The organism is Candidatus Poriferisodalis sp. (genome assembly GCF_965204195.1).
Lineage (GTDB): Bacteria > Actinomycetota > Acidimicrobiia > Acidimicrobiales > Poriferisodalaceae > Poriferisodalis.
Genome location: NZ_OZ241975.1, coordinates 315,546 through 334,752, shown reverse-complemented (window position 1 = coordinate 334,752; position 19,207 = coordinate 315,546). Strand labels below are relative to the sequence as shown.

At 68.3% G+C, this 19,207-nt stretch carries 23 protein-coding genes and 1 tRNA gene; 5 read left to right on the top strand and 19 right to left on the bottom strand.

Translation table 11 applies throughout. The features are described 5' to 3' along the window. Positions 1 to 5: 5 nt before the first annotated feature. From pstB to ACOGI8_RS01440, 5 genes are all read right to left on the bottom strand, one after another. Positions 6 to 863, bottom strand: a complete 858-nt coding sequence (pstB, locus tag ACOGI8_RS01460; RefSeq protein WP_419856348.1) for a phosphate ABC transporter ATP-binding protein PstB — start codon at positions 861 to 863, stop codon at positions 6 to 8. An 87-nt stretch (positions 864 to 950) separates the two neighbouring features. Next, a complete protein-coding gene (gene pstA, locus ACOGI8_RS01455) occupies positions 951 to 1,889 on the bottom strand; it encodes a phosphate ABC transporter permease PstA (protein ID WP_419855127.1) in 939 nt (312 codons plus the stop codon). Further along, positions 1,889 to 2,821 (bottom strand): phosphate ABC transporter permease subunit PstC, encoded by a 933-nt coding sequence (gene pstC / locus ACOGI8_RS01450; protein ID WP_419855126.1) that lies wholly within the window; start codon positions 2,819 to 2,821, stop codon positions 1,889 to 1,891. The genes pstA and pstC overlap by 1 nt, the downstream gene beginning before the upstream one ends. A gap of 59 nt (positions 2,822 to 2,880) precedes the next feature. Next, the gene (locus ACOGI8_RS01445) at positions 2,881 to 3,999 is read right to left on the bottom strand and encodes a substrate-binding domain-containing protein (RefSeq protein WP_419855125.1); all 1,119 of its coding nucleotides are present in this window, start codon (positions 3,997 to 3,999) and stop codon (positions 2,881 to 2,883) included. A gap of 89 nt (positions 4,000 to 4,088) precedes the next feature. Beyond that, a complete protein-coding gene (locus ACOGI8_RS01440) occupies positions 4,089 to 4,367 on the bottom strand; it encodes a hypothetical protein (protein WP_419855124.1) in 279 nt (92 codons plus the stop codon). A 106-nt stretch (positions 4,368 to 4,473) separates the two neighbouring features. Between ACOGI8_RS01440 and ACOGI8_RS01435 the strand changes: the two genes are divergently transcribed. Further along, positions 4,474 to 4,779 carry a WhiB family transcriptional regulator gene (locus ACOGI8_RS01435; RefSeq protein WP_419855123.1) on the top strand — a complete coding sequence of 102 codons (306 nt, stop codon included), beginning with the start codon at positions 4,474 to 4,476 and terminating at the stop codon, positions 4,777 to 4,779. Between the two features lie 54 nt (positions 4,780 to 4,833). Here ACOGI8_RS01435 and ACOGI8_RS01430 read toward each other — a convergent pair whose 3' ends face one another. From ACOGI8_RS01430 to ACOGI8_RS01395, 8 genes are all read right to left on the bottom strand, one after another. Beyond that, complete coding sequence (locus ACOGI8_RS01430) at positions 4,834 to 5,028, bottom strand: Sec-independent protein translocase subunit TatA/TatB (RefSeq protein WP_419856347.1); 195 nt, start codon at positions 5,026 to 5,028, stop codon at positions 4,834 to 4,836. Between the two features lie 116 nt (positions 5,029 to 5,144). Further along, on the bottom strand, positions 5,145 to 5,423 hold the full coding sequence (locus tag ACOGI8_RS01425) for a WhiB family transcriptional regulator (RefSeq protein ID WP_419855122.1): 279 nt from the start codon (positions 5,421 to 5,423) through the stop codon (positions 5,145 to 5,147). 144 nt (positions 5,424 to 5,567) lie between these two features. Further along, positions 5,568 to 5,987, bottom strand: a complete 420-nt coding sequence (locus tag ACOGI8_RS01420; protein ID WP_419855121.1) for a TadE/TadG family type IV pilus assembly protein — start codon at positions 5,985 to 5,987, stop codon at positions 5,568 to 5,570. Positions 5,988 to 5,989: 2 nt separating this feature from the next. After that, positions 5,990 to 6,250, bottom strand: coding sequence for a Flp family type IVb pilin (locus tag ACOGI8_RS01415; protein WP_419855120.1), 261 nt, complete (start codon positions 6,248 to 6,250; stop codon positions 5,990 to 5,992). Between the two features lie 43 nt (positions 6,251 to 6,293). Then, positions 6,294 to 6,962 (bottom strand): type II secretion system F family protein, encoded by a 669-nt coding sequence (locus ACOGI8_RS01410; protein WP_419855119.1) that lies wholly within the window; start codon positions 6,960 to 6,962, stop codon positions 6,294 to 6,296. Next, the gene (locus ACOGI8_RS01405; RefSeq protein ID WP_419855118.1) at positions 6,959 to 7,498 is read right to left on the bottom strand and encodes a type II secretion system F family protein; all 540 of its coding nucleotides are present in this window, start codon (positions 7,496 to 7,498) and stop codon (positions 6,959 to 6,961) included. Before ACOGI8_RS01405 ends, ACOGI8_RS01410 begins: the two co-directional genes overlap by 4 nt. A 140-nt stretch (positions 7,499 to 7,638) precedes the next feature. After that, entirely contained in the window at positions 7,639 to 8,751 is a 1,113-nt protein-coding gene (locus ACOGI8_RS01400; RefSeq protein WP_419855117.1) for a CpaF family protein, read from the bottom strand. Positions 8,752 to 8,756: 5 nt separating this feature from the next. Continuing rightward, a complete protein-coding gene (locus tag ACOGI8_RS01395; protein WP_419855116.1) occupies positions 8,757 to 9,389 on the bottom strand; it encodes a hypothetical protein in 633 nt (210 codons plus the stop codon). Positions 9,390 to 9,558: 169 nt separating this feature from the next. Between ACOGI8_RS01395 and ACOGI8_RS01390 the strand changes: the two genes are divergently transcribed. Then, a tRNA-Sec gene (locus ACOGI8_RS01390) sits at positions 9,559 to 9,654 on the top strand. Positions 9,655 to 9,968: 314 nt separating this feature from the next. On the opposite strand, the gene ACOGI8_RS01385 is transcribed toward ACOGI8_RS01390, so the two are convergent. Continuing rightward, positions 9,969 to 10,904, bottom strand: coding sequence for a sigma-70 family RNA polymerase sigma factor (locus tag ACOGI8_RS01385; protein ID WP_323672107.1), 936 nt, complete (start codon positions 10,902 to 10,904; stop codon positions 9,969 to 9,971). A gap of 134 nt (positions 10,905 to 11,038) precedes the next feature. Between ACOGI8_RS01385 and ACOGI8_RS01380 the strand changes: the two genes are divergently transcribed. Beyond that, on the top strand, positions 11,039 to 12,775 hold the full coding sequence (locus tag ACOGI8_RS01380; protein WP_419855115.1) for an NAD+ synthase: 1,737 nt from the start codon (positions 11,039 to 11,041) through the stop codon (positions 12,773 to 12,775). A gap of 41 nt (positions 12,776 to 12,816) precedes the next feature. Here the strand turns inward: ACOGI8_RS01380 and glnII are convergent, their stop codons facing one another. Further along, positions 12,817 to 13,830: a glutamine synthetase GlnII gene (glnII, locus tag ACOGI8_RS01375; protein ID WP_419855114.1), complete on the bottom strand. Its 1,014-nt coding sequence runs from the start codon at positions 13,828 to 13,830 to the stop codon at positions 12,817 to 12,819. A 340-nt stretch (positions 13,831 to 14,170) separates the two neighbouring features. Here glnII and ACOGI8_RS01370 point away from each other — a divergent pair, with 340 nt between their 5' ends. Together ACOGI8_RS01370 and ACOGI8_RS01365 are read left to right on the top strand one after the other, a co-directional pair. Beyond that, the gene (locus tag ACOGI8_RS01370; protein ID WP_419855113.1) at positions 14,171 to 15,541 is read left to right on the top strand and encodes a glutamine synthetase family protein; all 1,371 of its coding nucleotides are present in this window, start codon (positions 14,171 to 14,173) and stop codon (positions 15,539 to 15,541) included. A gap of 10 nt (positions 15,542 to 15,551) precedes the next feature. Next, the gene (locus tag ACOGI8_RS01365; RefSeq protein ID WP_419855112.1) at positions 15,552 to 16,247 is read left to right on the top strand and encodes a winged helix-turn-helix domain-containing protein; all 696 of its coding nucleotides are present in this window, start codon (positions 15,552 to 15,554) and stop codon (positions 16,245 to 16,247) included. 150 nt (positions 16,248 to 16,397) lie between these two features. Here the strand turns inward: ACOGI8_RS01365 and ACOGI8_RS01360 are convergent, their stop codons facing one another. The 4 genes from ACOGI8_RS01360 to ACOGI8_RS01345 form a co-directional block, all read right to left on the bottom strand. After that, complete coding sequence (locus ACOGI8_RS01360; RefSeq protein WP_419855111.1) at positions 16,398 to 16,553, bottom strand: hypothetical protein; 156 nt, start codon at positions 16,551 to 16,553, stop codon at positions 16,398 to 16,400. Between the two features lie 36 nt (positions 16,554 to 16,589). Next, positions 16,590 to 16,937 (bottom strand): RidA family protein, encoded by a 348-nt coding sequence (locus ACOGI8_RS01355; RefSeq protein ID WP_419855110.1) that lies wholly within the window; start codon positions 16,935 to 16,937, stop codon positions 16,590 to 16,592. 33 nt (positions 16,938 to 16,970) lie between these two features. Beyond that, positions 16,971 to 17,426, bottom strand: coding sequence for a pyridoxamine 5'-phosphate oxidase family protein (locus ACOGI8_RS01350; protein WP_419855109.1), 456 nt, complete (start codon positions 17,424 to 17,426; stop codon positions 16,971 to 16,973). 228 nt (positions 17,427 to 17,654) lie between these two features. Continuing rightward, positions 17,655 to 19,166: a 2Fe-2S iron-sulfur cluster-binding protein gene (locus ACOGI8_RS01345; RefSeq protein ID WP_419855108.1), complete on the bottom strand. Its 1,512-nt coding sequence runs from the start codon at positions 19,164 to 19,166 to the stop codon at positions 17,655 to 17,657. Positions 19,167 to 19,207 lie beyond the last annotated feature (41 nt).

Genomic DNA, 19,207 nt, shown 5'->3' with positions numbered 1-19,207 from the left:
CAGGGCTAACCGACCCGCCCGGTGATGTAAGCCTCGGTGCGGGGGTCGTCGGGGTTGGTGAAGATCAAGCTGGTCGGCGCGTACTCCACGAGCAGGCCGGTGCGCTGGCCCATCTCGTTGGCCTGCACCGAGAAGAAGGCCGTCATGTCGCTGATGCGAGCGGCCTGCTGCATGTTGTGCGTCACGATGATGATCGTGTAGTCGGTCTTCAGCTCGGCGATGAGTTCTTCGATGCGGCCCGTGGCGATCGGGTCCAAGGCCGAGCACGGCTCGTCCATCAGCACCACGTCGGGCTGCACCGCGATGGCCCGGGCAATGCACAGCCGCTGCTGCTGACCGCCCGACAGGCCGTAGGCCGACATCTTCAGGCGGTCTTTGACCTCGTCCCACAGCGCCGCCCGGGTGAGCGAGCCCTCCACCACGTCGTCGAGCTCGGACCGCTTGGTGCCCGCCAGCCGCGGCCCGTACGCAATGTTGTCGTAGATCGACTTGGGGAACGGGTTCGGCTTCTGGAACACCATGCCCACCCGCCGCCGCACCTCCACCGGGTCGACCTCGTCTTGATACAGGTTGACGCCGTGGTAGTGGAGGGTGCCGTCGACCCGGGCGCCCTCGATGAGGTCGTTCATGCGGTTGAAGCAGCGCAGGAAGGTGGTCTTGCCGCAGCCTGACGGGCCGATGAACGCCGTCACCTCATGCGCTGCGATGTTGAGCGTGACATCGCGCAGGGCCAGAAAGTCGCCGTAGTACACGTTGATGTCGCCGCATTCGAACACCGTCTCGGTGTCGGCGCGCTGGCCGGCCACGGCCGCAACCGCGCTCACGTCGATGCGGTTCTGTGTGTGGGGTTCCGATGGCGCCAGCATCTCTGGTGCGTCGGACTCGTCGGTCATCAGTGCCTTCTCGGGATTCACGATTCACCTGTTCCGGATGATCTCATGGCGGGGCGGTCACCACTGCTTCTCGAAGCGATTGCGCAGGTAGATAGCCAGACCGTTCACGGCAAGCACCAGCACCAGGATGATGACGCTGGCCGCAGCCGCGTTCACCCCCCAGTCCGCTCCGGGCTGGCGGGCGAAGTTGAAGATGAGCACCGGCAGCGCCGTGTAGGGGCCGGTGAAGGTCTCGAACACGTTGGCATCGCCGAAGCTCATGAAGCCGGTGGCCGCCCCCACCAGGATCAGCGGGGCAGCCTCGCCCAGGGCGCGCGCCAGCGCCAGCACCGTGCCGGTGAGAATCGTCGACAGTGCCGCAGGCAGAACCTGGCGTGAGAGCACCTCCCACTTGGTGGCCCCTACACCGTAGGCAGCTTCGCGCAGCGAGTCTGGCACGGCCTTGAGCGCTTCCACCGAGGTGATCACCACGATCGGCAGCACCATGGCGGCCAGCGTCATGCCGCCCGCGATGACCGTCTTGCCCTTGGTGAAGCCGTCGATCGTCTGCACGAACACCGCCAAGCCGAGCAGCCCGTACACGATCGAGGGCACGCCGGCCAGGTTGCGGATGTTCAGCTCGACGATGCGGGCGAACCGGCTGCCCTGGGCGTACTCGACGAGGTAGATGGCCGTGGCCACGCCGGTCGGCACGGCGAACGCACCGGTCACCAGCGCCACCTGCAGGCTGCCGAGGATGCCCTGCCACACGCCGGCCTCGCCGGCAGAGCGCTGGGAGAAGCCGTGGGTGAGGAAGTGCCAGAGGTTGCCCGACAGCACGTCCCAGCCGTCCACGATCATCACGGCGAGCAGCACGGCCAGGAAGCCGGTGGCGAACACGGTGGCGCCGATGAGCAGCCACTTGAAGGCCGAGCCGGCCACGTCGGCGCCGGGGCGGCGGCGCAGGGCATCGGCGGCACCGGTGGCGATGCCTGAGGGAGTGGTGAGAACAGCCATCAGTACTTGTTTCGCAGCCGCCGGACGATGACGTCGCCCAGCATGTTGAGCACGAGGGTGATGACGAACAGCAGGGCGCCCAGGAAGTAGAGGCTCTGGAACGCCAAGGTGCTGCCGGCCACCTGGTCGGTGCCGAGACCCAGCGCCGCCATGGCGGAGGTGAATGTGCCGCCCGGCTCGAACAGCGACAGGTTGAACAGCGATGTGTCGCCGCCGCCCGACGCGATCGTGACCACCATGGTCTCGCCGATGGCACGGCTGAACCCGACGATGATGGCGGCCATCAGGCCCGACATCGCGGCGGGCAGCACCACCCGGATCGAGGTGGTGACCTTGCGTGCGCCGAGACCCGAGGACGCCTCCCGCAGTGCCACCGGCACGGCTCGCAGGGCGTCTTCGGCGATCGAGGCAATGAGGGGGATGACCAGCAGTCCCACAGCGATGCCCGCCGCCAGTTTGTTGAAGAAGTTGATCTCGCTGAAGAAGTTGCTGAGGATCGACGGGGTGATGAAGCTGATGGCGAACACGCCGAGCACCACGCTGGGCACGCTCGCCAGCAGCTCGAGGGTGGGCTTCATCACCTTGCGCACCTTGGGATGCGCGTACTCGGAGAGGTAGATCGCGGCGCCGAAGCCCGACGGCACCGCCACGAGCATGGCAATGACGGAGATCTGCACCGAGTTGACCAGCAGCGTGCTGAGGTCGAACAGGCCCCGGCGGGGGAACCAGCCGATCTCGGTCAGGCTGCCCCAGACAACCTGGCTGATGAAGGTCCACGCTCCCGACGCCACCGTCCAGATGATGAGCGCGCTCACCAGCACCGTGGCGAGCGCCGCCAGCGCAAAGACCCAGCGTGCCCCGGCCGACCACGCCCGCCGGCTCGCCGACGTGCGCAAGTCGGCGACGCTCAGGTTGGAGGAGTCCTGTGACATGGGCGGCGTCATCTTATGAAGTGGTTCGGGTCAGGAACTGTTTCTTCACCAGCCGGCGGCTAGAACGTCTTGCCGGTGGTCAGGTTGGCCCAGTTGCTGCGCGATTGCTCAAGGTCGGCAGGGTCGAGGTTCACGTAGCCGGCGTCGACCACGTAGGTCTGCCCCTCGTCGCTCAGCATGAAGTCGACGAATGCCTTGATGGCGGGGTCAGAGGCCTGCGCAGCGTCGATGTAGGTGTAGAGGAAGCGAGCGATCGGGAACTCGGCCGATGCGATGGTCTCGGGCGTGGGCGACACGCAGCCGTCGCCGCCGTCGACCTCCACCAGCTTCACCTTGTCGCGGTTCTCATCGGCGAAGGCGAAGCCCACCCAGCCGAGGCTGTACTGGTTGCCGGCGATGCCGTCGATGATCACGTTGTCGTTGGCCGAGGCGTTGTAGTCGGGACGCACGGCGAAGTTCTCGTCGGCGTGGCCCTCTTCGACACGGTGCTCCCACACGCCCTCGAGTGCGATCTCGATGAAGCTGTCGAAGGTGCCCGACTCCTCGCCCGGAGCGAAGATCTCCAGCGCGCCGTCACCGAACGGACCGTTACCGCCCAGCTCGGCGTTCAAGCTGTTGGCGTCTGCCCACGAGTCGAATCCGGTGGACTCGATGCCGACCAGGCTGTAGAGGTCTTCGAAGTTCAGGCAGTCGATCGAGTCGTTGCCGGCGGCGGTGATCACCGAGATACCGTCGATGCCGACGCGCAGCTCGATGAATTCGATGCCGGCGGCGTTGATGTCTTCGGCCTCTGAATCCTTGATCTGGCGAGAGCTGTTCCAGATGGGCACTTCGCCGGCCGCCGCGGCCTTGTGACCGTCGCCCGAGCCGGGTCCTGCGACCGAGAACGCCACGTCTGGGTGCTTCTCGGAGAAGGCCTCGGCCAACAGGTTGGTGACGGGCTCGACGGTCGAGGAGCCGGTGACGTCGATGGAACCGCTGATCGACATTTCGTCGGCCATGTCGTCAGACATGTCGTCGGCCGGCGCAGCCGTTGTCGCAGCAGCGGTGGCGGTGCCGCCGTCGCCGTCAGACGAGTCGTCGTCGCTGCCGCACGCAGCGGCAATCAGCGCGAAGGCGATGAGCAGTGCCACGAGCAACTTCGTGCCGCGGCGGGATGACAAGGGGGTCTTTCGCATGAACGCGCACGCTACGAACGGCCGGTGACAGCCTCGCGGGTTCGTGGTGAACGGCGGGGACGGATGCCGTGAACAATCCGTGAACGCGTTTACTCGTCTTCTTCTTCGGGCATGCCGAGGTCCCAGTGGAGCTCGTAGTTCTCGCGCTCGGCGTCACGCACGACCCGCTCGCGGTTGCGGCGGAACTGCGGGTCGTGGGGCGGCAGGAGCTGCAGGCGTGCATTGGTCCGGCGGCGGAACTCGTCGACGGCTGCTTCGTCGCCGTAGATGCCCTCGATCTCCCAGTGCGGTGCGACGGGGCCCAAGTAGATGATGCGGATGCCGACCTCTGGCGGGAGCTGCTCGGCTTCGGTGGCGATGTCGGTCACGGCTGTCCTTGTTTGCGGTGGCGCAAGGGTACCGACGCGCTACATGAACGTTTGATGAGAGTGGCCGAATCAGGGAACCGGTTGGCTGGTTGGGGCGTTGGTTCTCATGATGTTGCAGATCAATCCGGTGTACGAGCCGCAGATGTCTCAGGGCTCCGAGAGCCTGGCTGCGGAGTGGGTCGCGTTCCGCAGGTGTGCCGACATGGACCCGAACGTGTTCTTTCCCAATGACGGTGCCGGCGTGATCGTGGCTCAGAAGGTGTGCGCCCAGTGCCCGGTGGCCGACGCCTGCCGCGAATACGCGCTGGCCAACAACATCACGCACGGCGTGTGGGGCGGCACCTCGGAGCGGCAGCGTCGGCGGATCCTGCGGGACCGTCGACGGGCCAGCAAGGCCGCCCGCGCCGCCTGAGGGTTGGGTACGCCGAGGCCGGGCTCAGGATCTGGTCGAGGAACTGCAGTTAGTTCAGGAGTCTTTCGACGAGCTGTCGCCAGACGCCTTGTCGCCGGCCGCCTTGTCCTCGTCGTTCACGCCCTCACGGAACTCGCGCTGAGCCTGGCCCAGCGAGCGCGCCAGCTTGGGCAGCTTGGCTCCTCCGAACAGCACGAGCACGATGATGAGCAGGATGAGCAGTTCGGGCGGTCCGAGCGCGATGGCCATCACGCTCGCGAGCGTACCAGTGCCCGATCAGACCGGTAGCCGGGCCGGGTCAGCCGGCAGCTGCACTTGCTCTGCCGTCGGCCAACGGCCAGCCGACGGCGCGGCGGCCCGCGGCGTTATCCGGCGGCGGCGCGCCTGGTGAGGGCTCGCTGGCGGCGCACCCGGCGGCGTTCACGCTCGCTCATGCCGCCCCAGATGCCGAACTTCTCGCTGTTCTGCAGTGCGTATTCGAGGCATTCGTCGCTGACGATGCAGCCGCGGCAGACCGCCTTGGCCTCGCGCGTGCTCGCCCCGCGCTCGGGAAAGAACAGGTCGGGATCGACCCCGAGGCAATTGGCCTCGTCCCACCAATTCCCTGCTGGTAGTTCGACTGCTACGTCAGTTGCGAATGCCATCGGCCCTCCCCGAATCCAACTCGGCGGCCGTGTCCGCTGCGCTCATCGGCGACCGAGATTGCTCATCTGTAATTACAGGTGTGTGACTTGCCATTGAACCCCATGGGTGTGACATGCGCAAGCGGCAATTTCGGTTGCTCAGCCTCAGGGCTGCAGGCGCTCGTCGGGCATCGCCGCCGACTCGCTCAGATGCACGTCGCCGACCAGTGCACCGGCCAGCGGAACCTCTGTTGCAGAGCGGTAGCGCACGGTGACGCGCACCAGTTGCGCTTCGACATGTCGCTCCACTTCCAGCCGGTCCGGATCGAGCGCCGCAGCCTGCTCCACGGCCGTGCGGATGGCGTCCATCGACGGCTCCACGGCGGCAATACGCGCGCCCACGCGGGCCGCATGCGACACCAGCACCGCGTCGCGCGCGACCAACGCCGTCTGGACGATGCCCATGAGCAGCAGCACCAGGAAGGGCAGCAGCAGGGCCAGCTCGACGGTGGCCTGCCCGCGTTCCTGCCGGGGATGCGAGTTCGAAGGCCGAGCCGACCGCAGGGTTCGCCTCGCTGGGCTCAAGTTCAGGAGATGGCCTTGGTCAGGTAGTTGAAGACCGCGTCGAGCAGGCGGCCGATCTTGCCGGTGCTGGTTGCCCAGGCGGTGACTGCCGCAACCAGCAGTGCAATGGCGCCGGTGAGCAACGCGTACTCGGCGGTGGTCTGCCCAGCCTCGTCGGCTGCGGCGGTCGGTTTGGTCGCTGCAGCCTGATCAGCGTCAAGGCGGTGCGTGCGGCGTGCCTGAGCATGAGGGCCGCTGTGGCGGGTGGTCGAGCGTTCGGGCATGGGAACTCCTTCTGGTTCTGATGGTTGGGACAGGCGAGGCATGTCAGCCGCCGAAAGCCGCTACGAGGACCGGCACGATGGCGACCAGCCCGAGCGCTGGGAGCACGCACAGCACGAGCGGGAACAGCAGCAGCACCGGCAGGCGGCGCACCTTGCCCTCGAGCCGGCGGCGACGGTCTTCGCGCAGCTCCCGGCCGAGGCGTTCCATCTCGGGCGCGAGCGGGATGCCGGTGCGCATGGATCCCGTGACGGCGGCAGCGAAGACGCGGGCGCGCGGGCCGCAGGTGCGGCCGAACTCCTCCAGGGTCTCGTCGAGATGTTCGAAGGCGGCCTGTCCCGCGAGGCGGCGTCTGAGGGCGCTCGCCCCGTCGAGATGACTGAGGGCGAGCTGCAGCGAGGCGATGATCGACAGCCCCGACGTCAGGGCCACGTTCATCACGTCGACCATGGCGCTGAGCTCGGCGGCCACGCGATCCGGATGCGGGACATCGCCGCGGCGCAGCCACCGCGTCTGCAGGCCGGCGGGGCTCGGTGCGCCGCGTGCCGAGGCAGCGGCAGGCCTGTCAGGCGGCGCGAGCTGCAGCACGCGACGGCGGCCGGGATCAGGGCGGGTCACGTAACCGCCCCAGCACACCGCCGCGGCTGCCAATCCGCCGATGACAACCGGATTCGACAGCACGACGCTGTTGACAGCCAGCACCCCGGCGGTCATCGCAGCGCCCGCGCGACCGTGGCGCGCATCCACGACACGCCCGCCAGCTCGAGCAGGAGCGCGCCGCCGGCGCAGAACCAACCCAGCGGTGTGGAGGTGAGCACCCGAGCAGCAGCACCACCCTCGGCGAGCAGCGCCAGCGCGACCGCCCACGGCAGCGCCGCCACCACCCACACCGATGCGCGAGCCTGCGCCGCGTGAACCCGAGCCTCAGCGGCCATGTCGGCGTGGGTCCGGACGGTCGCAGCGACGTGATCGAAGAGCTGCGGCTGCGCGCCCACCCGATCGGAGGCCAGCGTGACCGCCGTGGAGAGCAGCGCCGCCTCCGAGGTCTGCTCGCGCGCCGCCCAACGCTGCACGGCACGGCTCAGCGTGACCCCGCGCTCGTGCTCGGCGGCTATCTGCTCCACCGGTGACCGCATGGGTCCATCGGCGGCGGCCCGCAGCGCCTGCAGCATCGTGTCGCCGCCCCCCAGCCCGCGTGACACCCCAGCGCAGAAGTCGCCGATGCCCGCCGAGCGAGCCGCGACTGCCATCGCGCTGCGACGCCGGTTCCGACGCCGGCGAAACCAATCGCGCGCCGCCGGCGACGTGATGCCCCCCACACAGGCCAGCAACACGACGAGCCTCAGCATCCGATCTCCGCCCAGCGCATCAGCACCTTCATCTGCTTGCCTCAGACCGCCTCAGCCATGCGTGCGGGCGGCGGTGCTGCGGCTCGGCCGAAGGAGCCGTCGTGGCGCACTTCGTAGATGGCGGCGACCGTCCTGCGGCCGCCTGTGCCGCGGCTCATGTGAACGAGGCCATCGAGCACCGACGCGATGTGTGCGGCCACATCGCCGACCGCGCCGCCAGCGCGGGCGAGCTGCTCGAACCGCCACAGCGCATGCGCGGGATCGTCGGCATGCAGCGTCGACAGCGAGCCGCGATGGCCCGTCGTCAGCGCCTGCAGCAGCGCCGCCGCCTCGGGGCCGCGCACCTCGCCGATCACCAGGCGATCGGGCCGCATCCGCAGCGCCGCCGCCACCAGCTCGGCCATCGTCACCGCGCCGACGCCGTCGACGTTGGGCGGCTGGCCCTCCAAGCGCACGGTGCCGGCACCGAGCCGGGGCAGCTCCGCTGCTTCCTCCACCACCACAAGCCGCTCCCGCTCGGCCACCGTGGCCAGCAGGCTCGCCAGCAGCGACGTCTTGCCGGTGCTGGTGGGGCCGAAGACGATCAGGTTTTTGTACTCGGCGACAAGACGGTCGAGGCAGGCAGCGAAGCCGGGACCAGCGAGCTCGTCGAGGCGGCGGGCGCCGCCGGGGAAGCGGCGCAGCGTGATGTACGGGCCGTCGACCGCCACCGGCGGCACGGCGATGTGGCAGCGCGTGCGGTCGTCGAGCCGCACGTCCACCATGGGCAGACGCCGGTCGACACGCCGCCCCGTCGGCCCCAGCAAATACTCGACCAGGCGATGCACCTCGGCGGCGCTGATCCGACCTGCTGTGGTCAACATGCCGCGCCGCTCGATGACGATCGGCCCGGGGCCGTTGATCATCACCTCGGTCACCTCATCGTCGGCCCAGATCTCCGCCAGCGGCCCGACGCCTGCGAGGCGGGCCAGCACCTCGGACACGAGATCGGCTGCGTGATGGCGATCGAGCAGCGGGGCAGCTCCCTCGACGGCGGCAGCGACATCGCGGGCCGCCGGCGCGGGCGCCGGAAGGAACCGTTCGTGGATCTCTTCCACGAAGGCCGGATCGGTCGGCACCTGGCTGGCTGGATGGCGGGCGACAGCACGCGCCATGCGACTCACAGGAACGCATCCAGCGACCGCGCCGACTTGGCGCAGCGGTCCAGCAGCAGGCCGGCGTCGGCCCAGCGCGAGATCGAGCGATCCACGGCCACGACCGCATCGGCATGCCTCCCCAGCGCAGCTTCGATGTCGGCGAGCCCGAGCGCGCGCTGCGTATCGGTCAGCACGATCACGTCGTCGACATCGACCACGAGCTCACGGGCGCGGTGCAGTGCCTGGTAGCAGCAGGTCATGGTGAGCAAGCGCCTCACCCGCGGGCCCGCCGCCCGCTCGAGGGCTGCGGGGCCGCGCCCCGCATCGATGATGTTGACCCGCGGCTTGCCGGCGAGCAGCGACCACAGCGTGCCCAGCCGGGCATCGTCGATGTCGCCGCTGCCACGCGGCAGCAGGCTGACGCCCGGCGCGACATCCACCGCGAGCGCCGAGGCTGCACCCAGCGACAGTTCCTCCGCCGCCGTCCACTCGGCGATTCCCGGCAGATCGGGCGCAGTGCCCAGCACCACGCCGAAATCGCCGGTCAAGTCGACGAGAACCACATCACGGCCGGCGCGCTTGGCACTGCTGGCGGCGAGCAGGGCGGTCACCGTGTTGCCGACGCCGCCCTTGGCGCCCACATAGGCATAGATCATTGATACTCCTGAGTACATGACAACAAATGAAATTCATCGTTAGCACTGACATTGGCCGATACATGGGGGTGCGATCAACTGGTTTTCCGGCGGGCCTGCTGTACCCGACGGCTGGCGCGCTGTGTTCCACCGCTGGCGCGGACTGCGACCGTGGGCCAAGATGACGAGCGGAGGTGTCTGAGCGCCTGGTGGGCTCCCCCGCCTTCAAAGCGGGCGGGACGGGCGATCCCCGTCCGGCGGGTTCGATTCCCGTCCACCTCCGCCATTTCGTGCGCGCGTTGTTCGGGAGATGTGCGCCTAGCATTCGCTGTGCCGGTGACCCCAGTCATCCCGCACAGTCATCTCGCACAGAGGACGCTGCACCATGAAAAAGCTGTTGCTCGCCGTGATCGTCGGCGCTCTGATCGTCATCGTGGTTCGACGCCTGACCGACGCCTGAGCCACGACAGGCTGACTTAGAGCTGCGGGACCGCCGCGGCCGCGGGCGCTGCCGGTCGCACCTGCAGCGTCACCGGATCGAGCACCGCCAAGCTGCCCGGCTCGCCATTCGCTGCCAAGCCCACCACTTCGGCGGGGCGCTCAGACAGACAGCAGGTCGCGTGCGCCGGTGTCGGTGCTGGGATGGCGCAGCTTGGACATCGCCCGGGCTTCGATCTGGCGGATGCGCTCGCGGGTGAGCTGGAAGTGCTCGCCCACTTCTTCGAGCGTGCGGGGCTCGCCCCGGTCGAGGCCGTAGCGGAGCTTGAGGATCTCGCGCTCGCGCTCATCGAGCGGCGACAGCAGCCGGGTGATCTCGCTGGGCAGCAGCGTGGTGGCGGCCACCTCGAACGGCGACTCGGCGGCCCGGTCCTCGACCACGTCACCCAGCTCGGCGTCGCTGTCCTCGCGCAGCGGCTCCGACAGCGACAGCGGCTCCGCGGCGAACCGCAGCGCCTCGGTGACCTTCTGCTCAGGCATGTCGACTTCGATCGCCAGCTCGCCCAGCGTGGCCGGACGGCCGTACTTCAGCTCGAGCCGGGAGCGGGCCTTCTGCAGGCGCGCCAGCGTGTCGCCCGCATGCACGGGCAGCCGGATCGTGCGGCCCGTGTTGGCGATGCCGCGGGTGATCGCCTGGCGGATCCACCACGTCGCATACGTGGAGAACTTGAAGCCCTTGCGCCAGTCGAACTTCTCGACCGCGTGCATCAGGCCCAAGTTGCCCTCCTGGATGAGATCCAGCAGCGGCAGCCCCGAGGCCTGGTACTTCTTCGCGATCGACACCACGAGCCGCAGGTTCGACTGCACGAACGTGCGCTCTGCGCGGGCGCCCTCGCGCTGGGTGCGCATGAGCCGGCGGCGCTGCGCGCCCGATATCTCCCGCGGAGACTCGAGCTGTTCCTTGGCGGCGATGCCCTTTTCGATCTGCTGGGCTAGGCGGACTTCGTCGTCCTTGTTCAGCAGGGGGTACTGGCCGATGTCGGTCAGGTACAGGCGGACGAGATCTTCCTCGTCACGTTCGACCCTCTCTTTGGCCACCGCGCCACCTCGACTGGTCGTCCCCCGCTTGCTGATGCGACCGGCTTCTGCAACTGCTTCCCCCGGTGAGGGGTGAGCGTACCTATGACTTGCTCCGATGCCTCCGCGCGCCCGTGCTTGCGTAGGGTGAGCTGATGTCAGTGCGTGTGGGGCTGGCTCAGCTCAATCTTCGTCTTGGCGATCTGGCGGGCAACGCCGAGATGATCGTGGACGCGTACGACGAGGCCGTGGGTGCGGGCGCGCAGGTGGTGGTGTTCAGTGAGCTGACCGTTACTGGGTACCCGCCTGAGGATCTGTTGCTGAAGCCTGCGTTTGTGGAGGGGGCTGCGCTGGCGCTGGAGCGGATTGCTGGGCACACGGGTGACGTGCCTGCGGTGGTTGGTTTTCCTGAGGACAGCGGTGCTGGTGGGCCTGTGCGGTTGTGGAACTCGGCTGCTCTTTGTTGGGGCGGGACGGTCCGTGGGGTGTTTCGCAAGCACCTGTTGCCCAACTACGCCGTGTTCGATGAGCAGCGTTACTTCGTGCCGGGGACTGAGGCTGGGCCGTTGCTGACTGTCGACGGCGTGGCGGTGGGTGTGTCGGTGTGCGAGGACTTGTGGGGGCCGCCTCGCACTGCTGACGCCGCCGCTGAGGACGGCGGGCTGCCGTCGATCGTGGGGGGCGAGGCCGACACGAGTCCGGCGCTGGCGCAGGTTGCGATGGGGGCGCAGCTGCTGGTGAACCTGAATGGGTCGCCCTATCGGCGGGGAAAGCAGGCTGATCGAGAGGCTGTTGCGCGGACGCGGGCGGCGGCGCTGGGGGTTCCCGTTGTCTATGTGAACCAAGTGGGCGGGCAGGACGAGCTGGTCTTCGACGGCAGCTCGTTCGTGACCGATGCCGGCGGGCAGGTGATCTGCCGGCTGCCGGCGTTCGCCGAGCAGGTTGCCGTCTGCGACGTCCCCCTGACGGGCGAAGCCGCTGTGGCCGGCGGCGTGCTCGCAGCATCGCCCGATCCGTTGGAGGAGGTGTGGCAGGCGTTGGTGGTGGCGACGCGTGATTACGTGCGCAAGAACGGGTTCGCCGATGTGGCGGTGGGGCTGTCTGGTGGCATCGACTCGAGTGCGGTGGCGGCCATCGCCGCTGATGCGCTCGGGCCGGAACATGTGCATGGCGTGTCGATGCCGTCGCGCTATTCGAGTGAGGGGTCGCAAACCGACGCCGCCCAGCTCGCCGCCAACCTCGGCATCGACTTTCGCACGGTGCCCATCGAGCCAGCGCACATGGCCCTCGGCGGCATGCTCGAAGGGGCTGCCGACGCTGGCCCGGTTGACGCTGGCTCGGCCCGCGACAGTGCGGCGGCCGACCTCACCGATCAGAACTTGCAGAGTCGCATCCGGGGCGTGCTGCTGATGGCGCTGTCGAACCGGTTCGGCTGGCTGGTGCTCACCACCGGCAACAAGACCGAGACATCCGTGGGTTACACGACGCTGTACGGCGATACCGCCGGGGCGTACGCCGTCATCCGCGACGTGCCCAAGCTGCTGGTGTACGAGCTGTGCCGCTGGCGCAACCGCCAGGGCGACGGCGAACGCATCCCGCAGGCCTGCATCGACAAGCCGCCCTCAGCGGAGCTGCGGCCCGATCAGCGCGACGACCAGAGCCTGCCGCCGTACGAGCTGCTGGACCCACTGGTGGAGGCCTACGTGGAAGGCGACCTGAGCGCCGCCGAGATGCTCGATCAGTACGGGGCTGACCCCGATGTCGTGCACCGCATCACGGGGCTGGTCGACATCGCCGAGTACAAGCGGCGTCAGTCGCCGCCCGGTCCTCGCATCACTGCCAAGAGCTTCGGCAAGGACCGACGCATGCCGATCACGAACTTCTATCGCTGAGCGCGCGTGTCGCTGGCGAGCGCTGCGCGTCTGCGGGTTGGCTAGGCCAGGGCCTCGCCAATCGTCTGGCTGAGCAGGGCGGTCACCACGTAGGGATCGGCGTTGGCGTTCGGCCGGCGATCCTCGATGTAGCCCTTGCCGTCCTGGTGGACCTGCCACGGGATGCGCACCGAGGCGCCGCGGTCGGACACGCCGTAGCTGAACGTGTCGTAGCGCTCGGTCTCGTGCTCGCCGGTGAGGCGCAGCTCGATGCCGTGGCCGTAGCCGGCGATGTGCTGTTCGGGCTTGCCCGGCGCACCCAGCGACTGGGCAGCCTTCACCACTGCGTCGTAGTTCTCACGCATGGCCTTGGTGGACACGTTGGTGTGCATGCCCGCACCGTTCCAATCGCCCTGCATGGGCTTGGCGGCCAGGCTCACCTCGATCTCGTGATCCTCACCGGCGCGATACAGCAGGTAGCGGGCCAGCCAGATCTCATCGCCCACGGTCAGCGCGTCGCACGGGCCGATCTGGAACTCCCACTGGCCGGGCATCACCTCGGCGTTGGTGCCCGAGATGTTCAGGCCCGCATCGATGCACCAGGTGGTGTGCTGCTCCACGACGTCACGGCCGTGGATGCGCAGCGCGCCCACGCCGCAGTAGTAGGGCCCCTGCGGGCCGGGGAAACCGTTGGGCGGGAAGCCCGAGGGCCACTTCGTGACCGGGTCGAGCATGGTGTACTCCTGCTCGAGACCGAACCAGAAGTCCTGATCGCCGTACTTGTCGAGGATCGCCCGGGTCTTGGCCCGCATGTTGGTGGGGTGCGGCTCCATCGTCTCGGGCAGGAAGGTCTCGCACATCACCATGATGTCGTTGCCGCCCCGCAGCGGATCGGGACATTGGTAGACCGGCTGCAGCACGACGTCGGAGTCGCTGCCTTCGGCCTGGTTGGTGCTCGAACCGTCGAAGCCCCAGATGCCCGGCTCGTCGCCGTCGGCCAAGACTCTCGTCTTGGAACGAACCTCGGCCGTGGGCTCGGTGCCGTCAGTCCAGATGTACTCGGCCCGGTAGGTCACTGCATGCTCCTTCGCTGATTCGCATGTACGTCAACTGCGGATCGGGTCAGCCGCATTGCCCAGCCGGGCGGCCTGCGGGCCCGCGCTCGGCTGGCCCGGTTGGCGGCTGACACCAACATCCGTGCGCACGATACAAACCACCCAGGGTTTCCGGGCCATTGCCCAATTGTGAACAGCGCGTGAAGCTCGCTCCTGGCCCTAGATCGGGCACCGTTGCACCGCCGACAATGGGGGTTCAGCCAATGGGCCCATTCAATGTGGTCCCGACACGCCCTGCTGCGGGCCCAGCCAGCCCCCAGTGCACAGCCAGCAGAGTCCCGACCGGAAGGGGAAGGCCACTGTGACGATCCCGAGCCCGACCATCTCAGAACGGGAGCGACCCCAGGACTACGTGCTGCGCCGCGTCACCGAACGGCGTGTGCGCCTGATCCGCCTGTGGTTCACCGACGTGGCGGGGCAGCTCAAGTCGTTCGCCATCTCGCCGGCGGAGCTGGAGGCGGCCTTCGAGCAGGGCATGGTGTTCGACGGATCGTCCATCGAGGGCTTCAGCCGCATCGCCGAGGCCGACATGGTGGCTCTGCCCGACCCCGAGACGTTCGAGCTCATGCCGGCTCGCAACGGCAACGGCAGCGACGACGTCTCCGCTCGCATGTTCTGCGACATCACCGGCGCCGACGGCACACCCTTCGACGGCGACCCCCGGGGTGTGCTGCGGCGGGTCATGGACCGGGCGCGCGCCGCCGGCTACACGTTCTACGTCGCGCCCGAGATGGAGTACTTCCTGTTCGAGCCCGACCGGGTGGACGGGCGGCCGGTGCCGCTCGACGCCGGCAGCTACTTCGACCTGACCACCGCCGACATCGCGTCCGACATCCGGCACCGCACGCTGAGCGCGCTCGAGACCATGGGCATCCCGGTGGAGTACTCGTTCCACGAGGACGCGCCGTCGCAGCATGAGATCGACCTGCGCTACGCCGACGCGCTCACCATGGCCGACAGCGTGATGACCTTCCGGCTGCTGGTGCGCGAGATCGCCTTCGAGCACGGCGTGCACGCCACGTTCATGCCCAAGCCGCTGGCCGGGGTTCAGGGATCGGGGATGCACACCCACATGTCGCTGTTCGCCGACGGGCGCAACGCGTTCAGCGACCCCGGCTCGGCCGACGGGCTGTCCGACGTGGCGCGGGGGTTCGTGGCCGGGCTGCTCAGCCACGCCCGGGAGATCACCGCCGTCACCAACCAGCTCGTCAACAGCTACAAGCGGCTGATCGCCGGGTACGAGGCACCGGTGGCGATCTCGTGGGCCCGCAGCAACCGTGCGGCGCTCATCCGGGTGCCGCCGACACGCAACGAGGGCGAGGAGGCGACGCGGGTGGAGTACCGGGCGCCCGACCCCGCCTGCAACCCGTACCTGGCGTTCGCCGTGATCCTGGCCGCGGGGCTGAAAGGCATCGAGGAGGGCTACGAGCTGCCGCCCGAGACTCCCCCGTCGATCACCGGCTACAGCGACCACGGCGGGCCGGCCTACGGGCATCATCTGCCGGCCTCGCTCGACGAGGCGCTCGACGAGATGGAGGGCAGCGCGCTCGTGGCGGAAACGCTTGGGCAGCACCTGTTCCGATGGTTCCTGCGCAACAAACGGCGAGAATGGTCGTCGTACCAGACGCAAGTGACCCAATTCGAACTGGACAACTATTTCGCCGCTGTGTGAAGTTGCACTCATGTACGCCGTTCACCCCGCCGCTGTCAGCACCGAGCTGGCGCAGTTCCTGGACCTCGGCGGCTACGTCTGGAAGCCGGTGGCCACCACGGCCGACGTGACGGCGGGTGCGCCGCCCGAGGGCTGGGCGGGAGCGATCATCCGGCTCGACGGCGGTGACCCGAACAGCGCGGGCGCGGGCGGCACCGACGTGGCCTGGGCGGTGGCACGGGCGCTGCGTGAGCACGCTGCAGCCACGCTGGGTGTGCTGGTGCTGGTACGCGGCAATGCGCTCGACGAGCTGACCATGCGCGACGAGCTGTTCGACGACTTCTGCCTCGACCCGTTCCACCCGCGCGAGCTCGAAGCTCGCCTGGCGCACCTGGCCGCAGCGTCGAACGGCGGGTCGACCGAGATCATCGAGTACGGGCCGCTGCGCATCAACCTCGACACGTACGAGGCAGTGGTGGACGAGCGCCCGCTCGACCTCACCTACATGGAGTACGAGCTGCTGCGCTTCCTGGCGTCGCAGCCGGGGCGGGTGTTCACGCGTGAGGCGCTGCTGAACCAGGTGTGGGGGTACGAGTACTACGGGGGCGCGCGGACCGTGGACGTTCATGTGCGGCGTTTGCGGGCGAAGCTGGGCGAGGAGAACGCTGATCTGATCCAGACCGTTCGGTCTGTCGGCTACCGGCTGGGGACGTATCGCTGGCGCTAGTTCGTTTGGCGCGCGCCCGGGGTGGGCGAGGGCCATGGCACCCGTGCTTCAAACATGCGCAGCGCCGCCCGCGACGAGGTGGATGGGCTGTGGCGCCGCGAACTGCGCGCGGGCACCATGGCCCTCGCCCACACCTCGTTCGTCTGCGCGTTAGACGTTGGTTTCTAGGAGGGAGCTGCCTTCGTGGCGCTGCTCGGCGTCGTCGGTGAGGAGCTTGCCGAGGGCAGCTGCTATTGCTGCCAGTGAGATGGTGATGATGAAGGGGCTCAGCAGGAGCACTACCACTATGACTATGGCGCCGGCCATGGATCGCAGCGTACTGATGCGCGGTGTGCGGCGTGACTATTCGGGGAGGTGGGCGATGGCTTCTATCTCTACTTCGGCGCCGAGGGGGAGGGCAGCTACGCCGATGGCGCTTCTTGCCGGGCGGTGGTCGCCGAAGGCTTCGGCGTAGATCGAGTTGATGAGCGAGAAGTTGCCGATGTCGGTCATGAACACGAGGCACTTGACCACGTCGTTGAGAGTGCCGCCGGCTTCTTCCAGCGCCTCGACGACGTTGGCGAGCACGACACGGGCCTGAGACTCCACGCCTTCGACGAGGGCGCCATCGGCGAGGCCGATCTGGCCCGAGACGAACACGAAGTCGCCGGCTCGGTACCACTTCGAATAGTGAGCGACGGGTGCGGCCATGGGCGTTGCCCCTGTTCTGTCAGCCTGTGTTGTTCAGGAAATGGTGCCGGTGTTGGAGGTGATGTGGTCGAGGGTGACGAAGATGGCCAGGCGGCGCTCCTTGGCCATCACCCGGTCGTACTCGTCCCAGTCCTCGTGGGTGCCGCCGGCCGAGCGGAACACGTCGCGCAGCAGCTCGGGGATGTCGGTGACGCCCTCGGCCGGGTCGTCGAGGCCGATGAGCTGCGCTGTGCCGTGCACGGCCACCCAGTCCCACCGGTGGCGGAAGGCCACTGCGGCGCGGGGGTCGCTGCGCAGCAGGCGGGCCTTGCGGGCGTTGGCGCGCACCACGCAGGCCACGCTGGTCTCGCCCGTTACGGGGTCGTCCATCACGCCGGCGTTGATGATGGATACGTGTGGGCTTCCGCTGCTGTCGAGGCAGACGAAGCTGCACAGGCCGTTTTCGGCGGCTACTAGGCGGCGGAGTTTGTCTTCTGCTGGTTCAGCCATCGGTGGGTGACGCTAGCGCAGTGCGCGGTGTTGGCCCCGGGGCGCGCGGTGTTGGCCCGGGGGGCGCACGGCATGTGTCGGCTCGGGGGGCGCAGGGGCAGGCTCACCCGTGCTTCAAACAGATGAAGCGCTTCGTGCGCTTGTTGGGTGTGCTTGGGGCGCTTCATAACTGCGCGCGGGCGAACCTGCCCCAGCGCCCCCCTCTTGCGCTCTGCGTCTTACGGACCGTCAGCTGGTGGGGAGTTGGGCGGGTGCTCCGCGGCTGAGCCAGGTGGCTGCTGCTACTGCTGCGAAGACTGCGTTGCCTGCTTGGACAGGGGGTTGTTGCGAGGGTTTGATCGTGACGTCTATGTGAGGGGTGTCGGCTGAGCGGGCTATTCCGAAGCTGCGGATCGTTAGGTCTTGGATTTCGCCGTTGGCGTCGACTGACAGGGCTTCTGATGTGACCCAGCTCCAGGCCATGTGGCTCGCGCCGATGACATAGCTGCGCAGGGTGACTTCGTCGAGGGGGTCGCCGGCGTCGATATGTAGCTCGATGCCGTCTGGGCTGACTGTGGCGCTTGCTGTGGCGCCTTCGGGCGACCTCACCTCGACAGCGGCGGTGGTTGCTTCGAGTAATTCACCAGCTTGCAGGCGGCTCAGGGCTGCGGCGAGCATTTGGGCTTCGGCCCAGACTGCGGCGCGCAGGTTCATTGACGTTGGTGGACCGGGAGTGTCGACTTCCACGACCTCGGCGTGCGGGAGCACTGAGCGGAGCACATCGGCTGCGCCTGGCGTGCGGGCTATTCGGACTATGCCGGTGCCGTTGGTGCTGAGGCCCGCTGCTAGGGGTGGGCGTTTTGGGCCGCGCCGGACGGTGTCTTCTCTTGACCAGAGGACACGGACTGGTTGGTCGAGGTCGGCGGCGAGCTGCCGTGCCTCGTCGCGGACTGGTGATGTGGTTTTGCCGCCGAAGGCTCCGCCGTTTGCCAAGGGATCGGACGGGTTGCCGCCGGGTTCGCACCAAGCGGCGTCGGTCTCCAGGTAGGCGGGTTCGGTCCAGCAGGTGGCGAGCTGGACGGCCCACTGGGTGCCGGGCGGAGGTTCGGGGATCTCGATGGGTGGGCTGGGTTCGAGGGTGGTTCGGCGGCCTTGCACTTTGCCGGCTCGCCGGCGGGCTTCGGTCAGGCTCTCGGCTGTGTGCCAGTTGCCGTCTGGCCCGGCGATGGCGGTGAGCGTGCTTGGCGGTGCGGCGTCGGCACCGAAGTCGAACCCGCCGAGGACGCTGGCCGCTACTGATCGTTGGGGGCCGCCGGTTTCGATCGACGCGCGGCGGGCTGCTGCGTCGGGATCGCGTTCGGTCGCATCCGGAGACGGCGGGGCGGCGGCGTGTGCTGCGGCTTCTCGGATGGTTTGCCAGCCGGTGCAGCGGCACAGGTGCGCCGCCAGGGCTTTGTCGACCGTGGTGCGATCGGAGAGGTCGGCGCCGCGGCGTTCGTGGCCTACGAACCGGCAGACGATGCCTGGGGTGCAGAAGCCGCATTGGGTTGCGCCGCAGGCGAGGAATGCGTCAGACCATCGCTGTTGCTCTGCGGCACTCAGGCCGGCGGCAGTGGTGACGTGTCGCCCGGCCACCCGGCGTGCCGGGGTGACGCATGCCACGCGGGGCGCGTCGTCGACCAGCACGGTGCAGCAGCCGCATTGGCCCTGCGGGCTGCAGCCGTCGAGCACCGTTTCGATGCCGAGGTGGTCGCGCAGCACGCCGAGCAGCGTGTCGCCGTTGTCGGGAACCTCGACGGCGC

What these genes read in the sequence shown, in the direction of transcription:
- ACOGI8_RS01350 (WP_419855109.1), bottom strand. Translation starts at nt 17,426, where the DNA reads ATGGCTGAACCAGCAGAAGACAAACTCCGCCGCCTAGTAGCCGCCGAA.
- ACOGI8_RS01380 (WP_419855115.1), top strand. Translation starts at nt 11,039, where the DNA reads ATGTCAGTGCGTGTGGGGCTGGCTCAGCTCAATCTTCGTCTTGGCGAT.
- ACOGI8_RS01445 (WP_419855125.1), bottom strand. Translation starts at nt 3,999, where the DNA reads ATGCGAAAGACCCCCTTGTCATCCCGCCGCGGCACGAAGTTGCTCGTG.
- ACOGI8_RS01360 (WP_419855111.1), bottom strand. Translation starts at nt 16,553, where the DNA reads ATGGCCGGCGCCATAGTCATAGTGGTAGTGCTCCTGCTGAGCCCCTTC.
- ACOGI8_RS01415 (WP_419855120.1), bottom strand. Translation starts at nt 6,250, where the DNA reads ATGCCCGAACGCTCGACCACCCGCCACAGCGGCCCTCATGCTCAGGCA.
- ACOGI8_RS01400 (WP_419855117.1), bottom strand. Translation starts at nt 8,751, where the DNA reads ATGGCGCGTGCTGTCGCCCGCCATCCAGCCAGCCAGGTGCCGACCGAT.
- ACOGI8_RS01365 (WP_419855112.1), top strand. Translation starts at nt 15,552, where the DNA reads ATGTACGCCGTTCACCCCGCCGCTGTCAGCACCGAGCTGGCGCAGTTC.
- ACOGI8_RS01425 (WP_419855122.1), bottom strand. Translation starts at nt 5,423, where the DNA reads ATGGCATTCGCAACTGACGTAGCAGTCGAACTACCAGCAGGGAATTGG.
- ACOGI8_RS01405 (WP_419855118.1), bottom strand. Translation starts at nt 7,498, where the DNA reads ATGGCAGTCGCGGCTCGCTCGGCGGGCATCGGCGACTTCTGCGCTGGG.
- ACOGI8_RS01410 (WP_419855119.1), bottom strand. Translation starts at nt 6,962, where the DNA reads ATGACCGCCGGGGTGCTGGCTGTCAACAGCGTCGTGCTGTCGAATCCG.
- pstA (WP_419855127.1), bottom strand. Translation starts at nt 1,889, where the DNA reads ATGGCTGTTCTCACCACTCCCTCAGGCATCGCCACCGGTGCCGCCGAT.
- ACOGI8_RS01430 (WP_419856347.1), bottom strand. Translation starts at nt 5,028, where the DNA reads ATGGCCATCGCGCTCGGACCGCCCGAACTGCTCATCCTGCTCATCATC.
- pstC (WP_419855126.1), bottom strand. Translation starts at nt 2,821, where the DNA reads ATGTCACAGGACTCCTCCAACCTGAGCGTCGCCGACTTGCGCACGTCG.
- ACOGI8_RS01395 (WP_419855116.1), bottom strand. Translation starts at nt 9,389, where the DNA reads ATGATCTATGCCTATGTGGGCGCCAAGGGCGGCGTCGGCAACACGGTG.
- ACOGI8_RS01435 (WP_419855123.1), top strand. Translation starts at nt 4,474, where the DNA reads ATGATGTTGCAGATCAATCCGGTGTACGAGCCGCAGATGTCTCAGGGC.
- ACOGI8_RS01355 (WP_419855110.1), bottom strand. Translation starts at nt 16,937, where the DNA reads ATGGCCGCACCCGTCGCTCACTATTCGAAGTGGTACCGAGCCGGCGAC.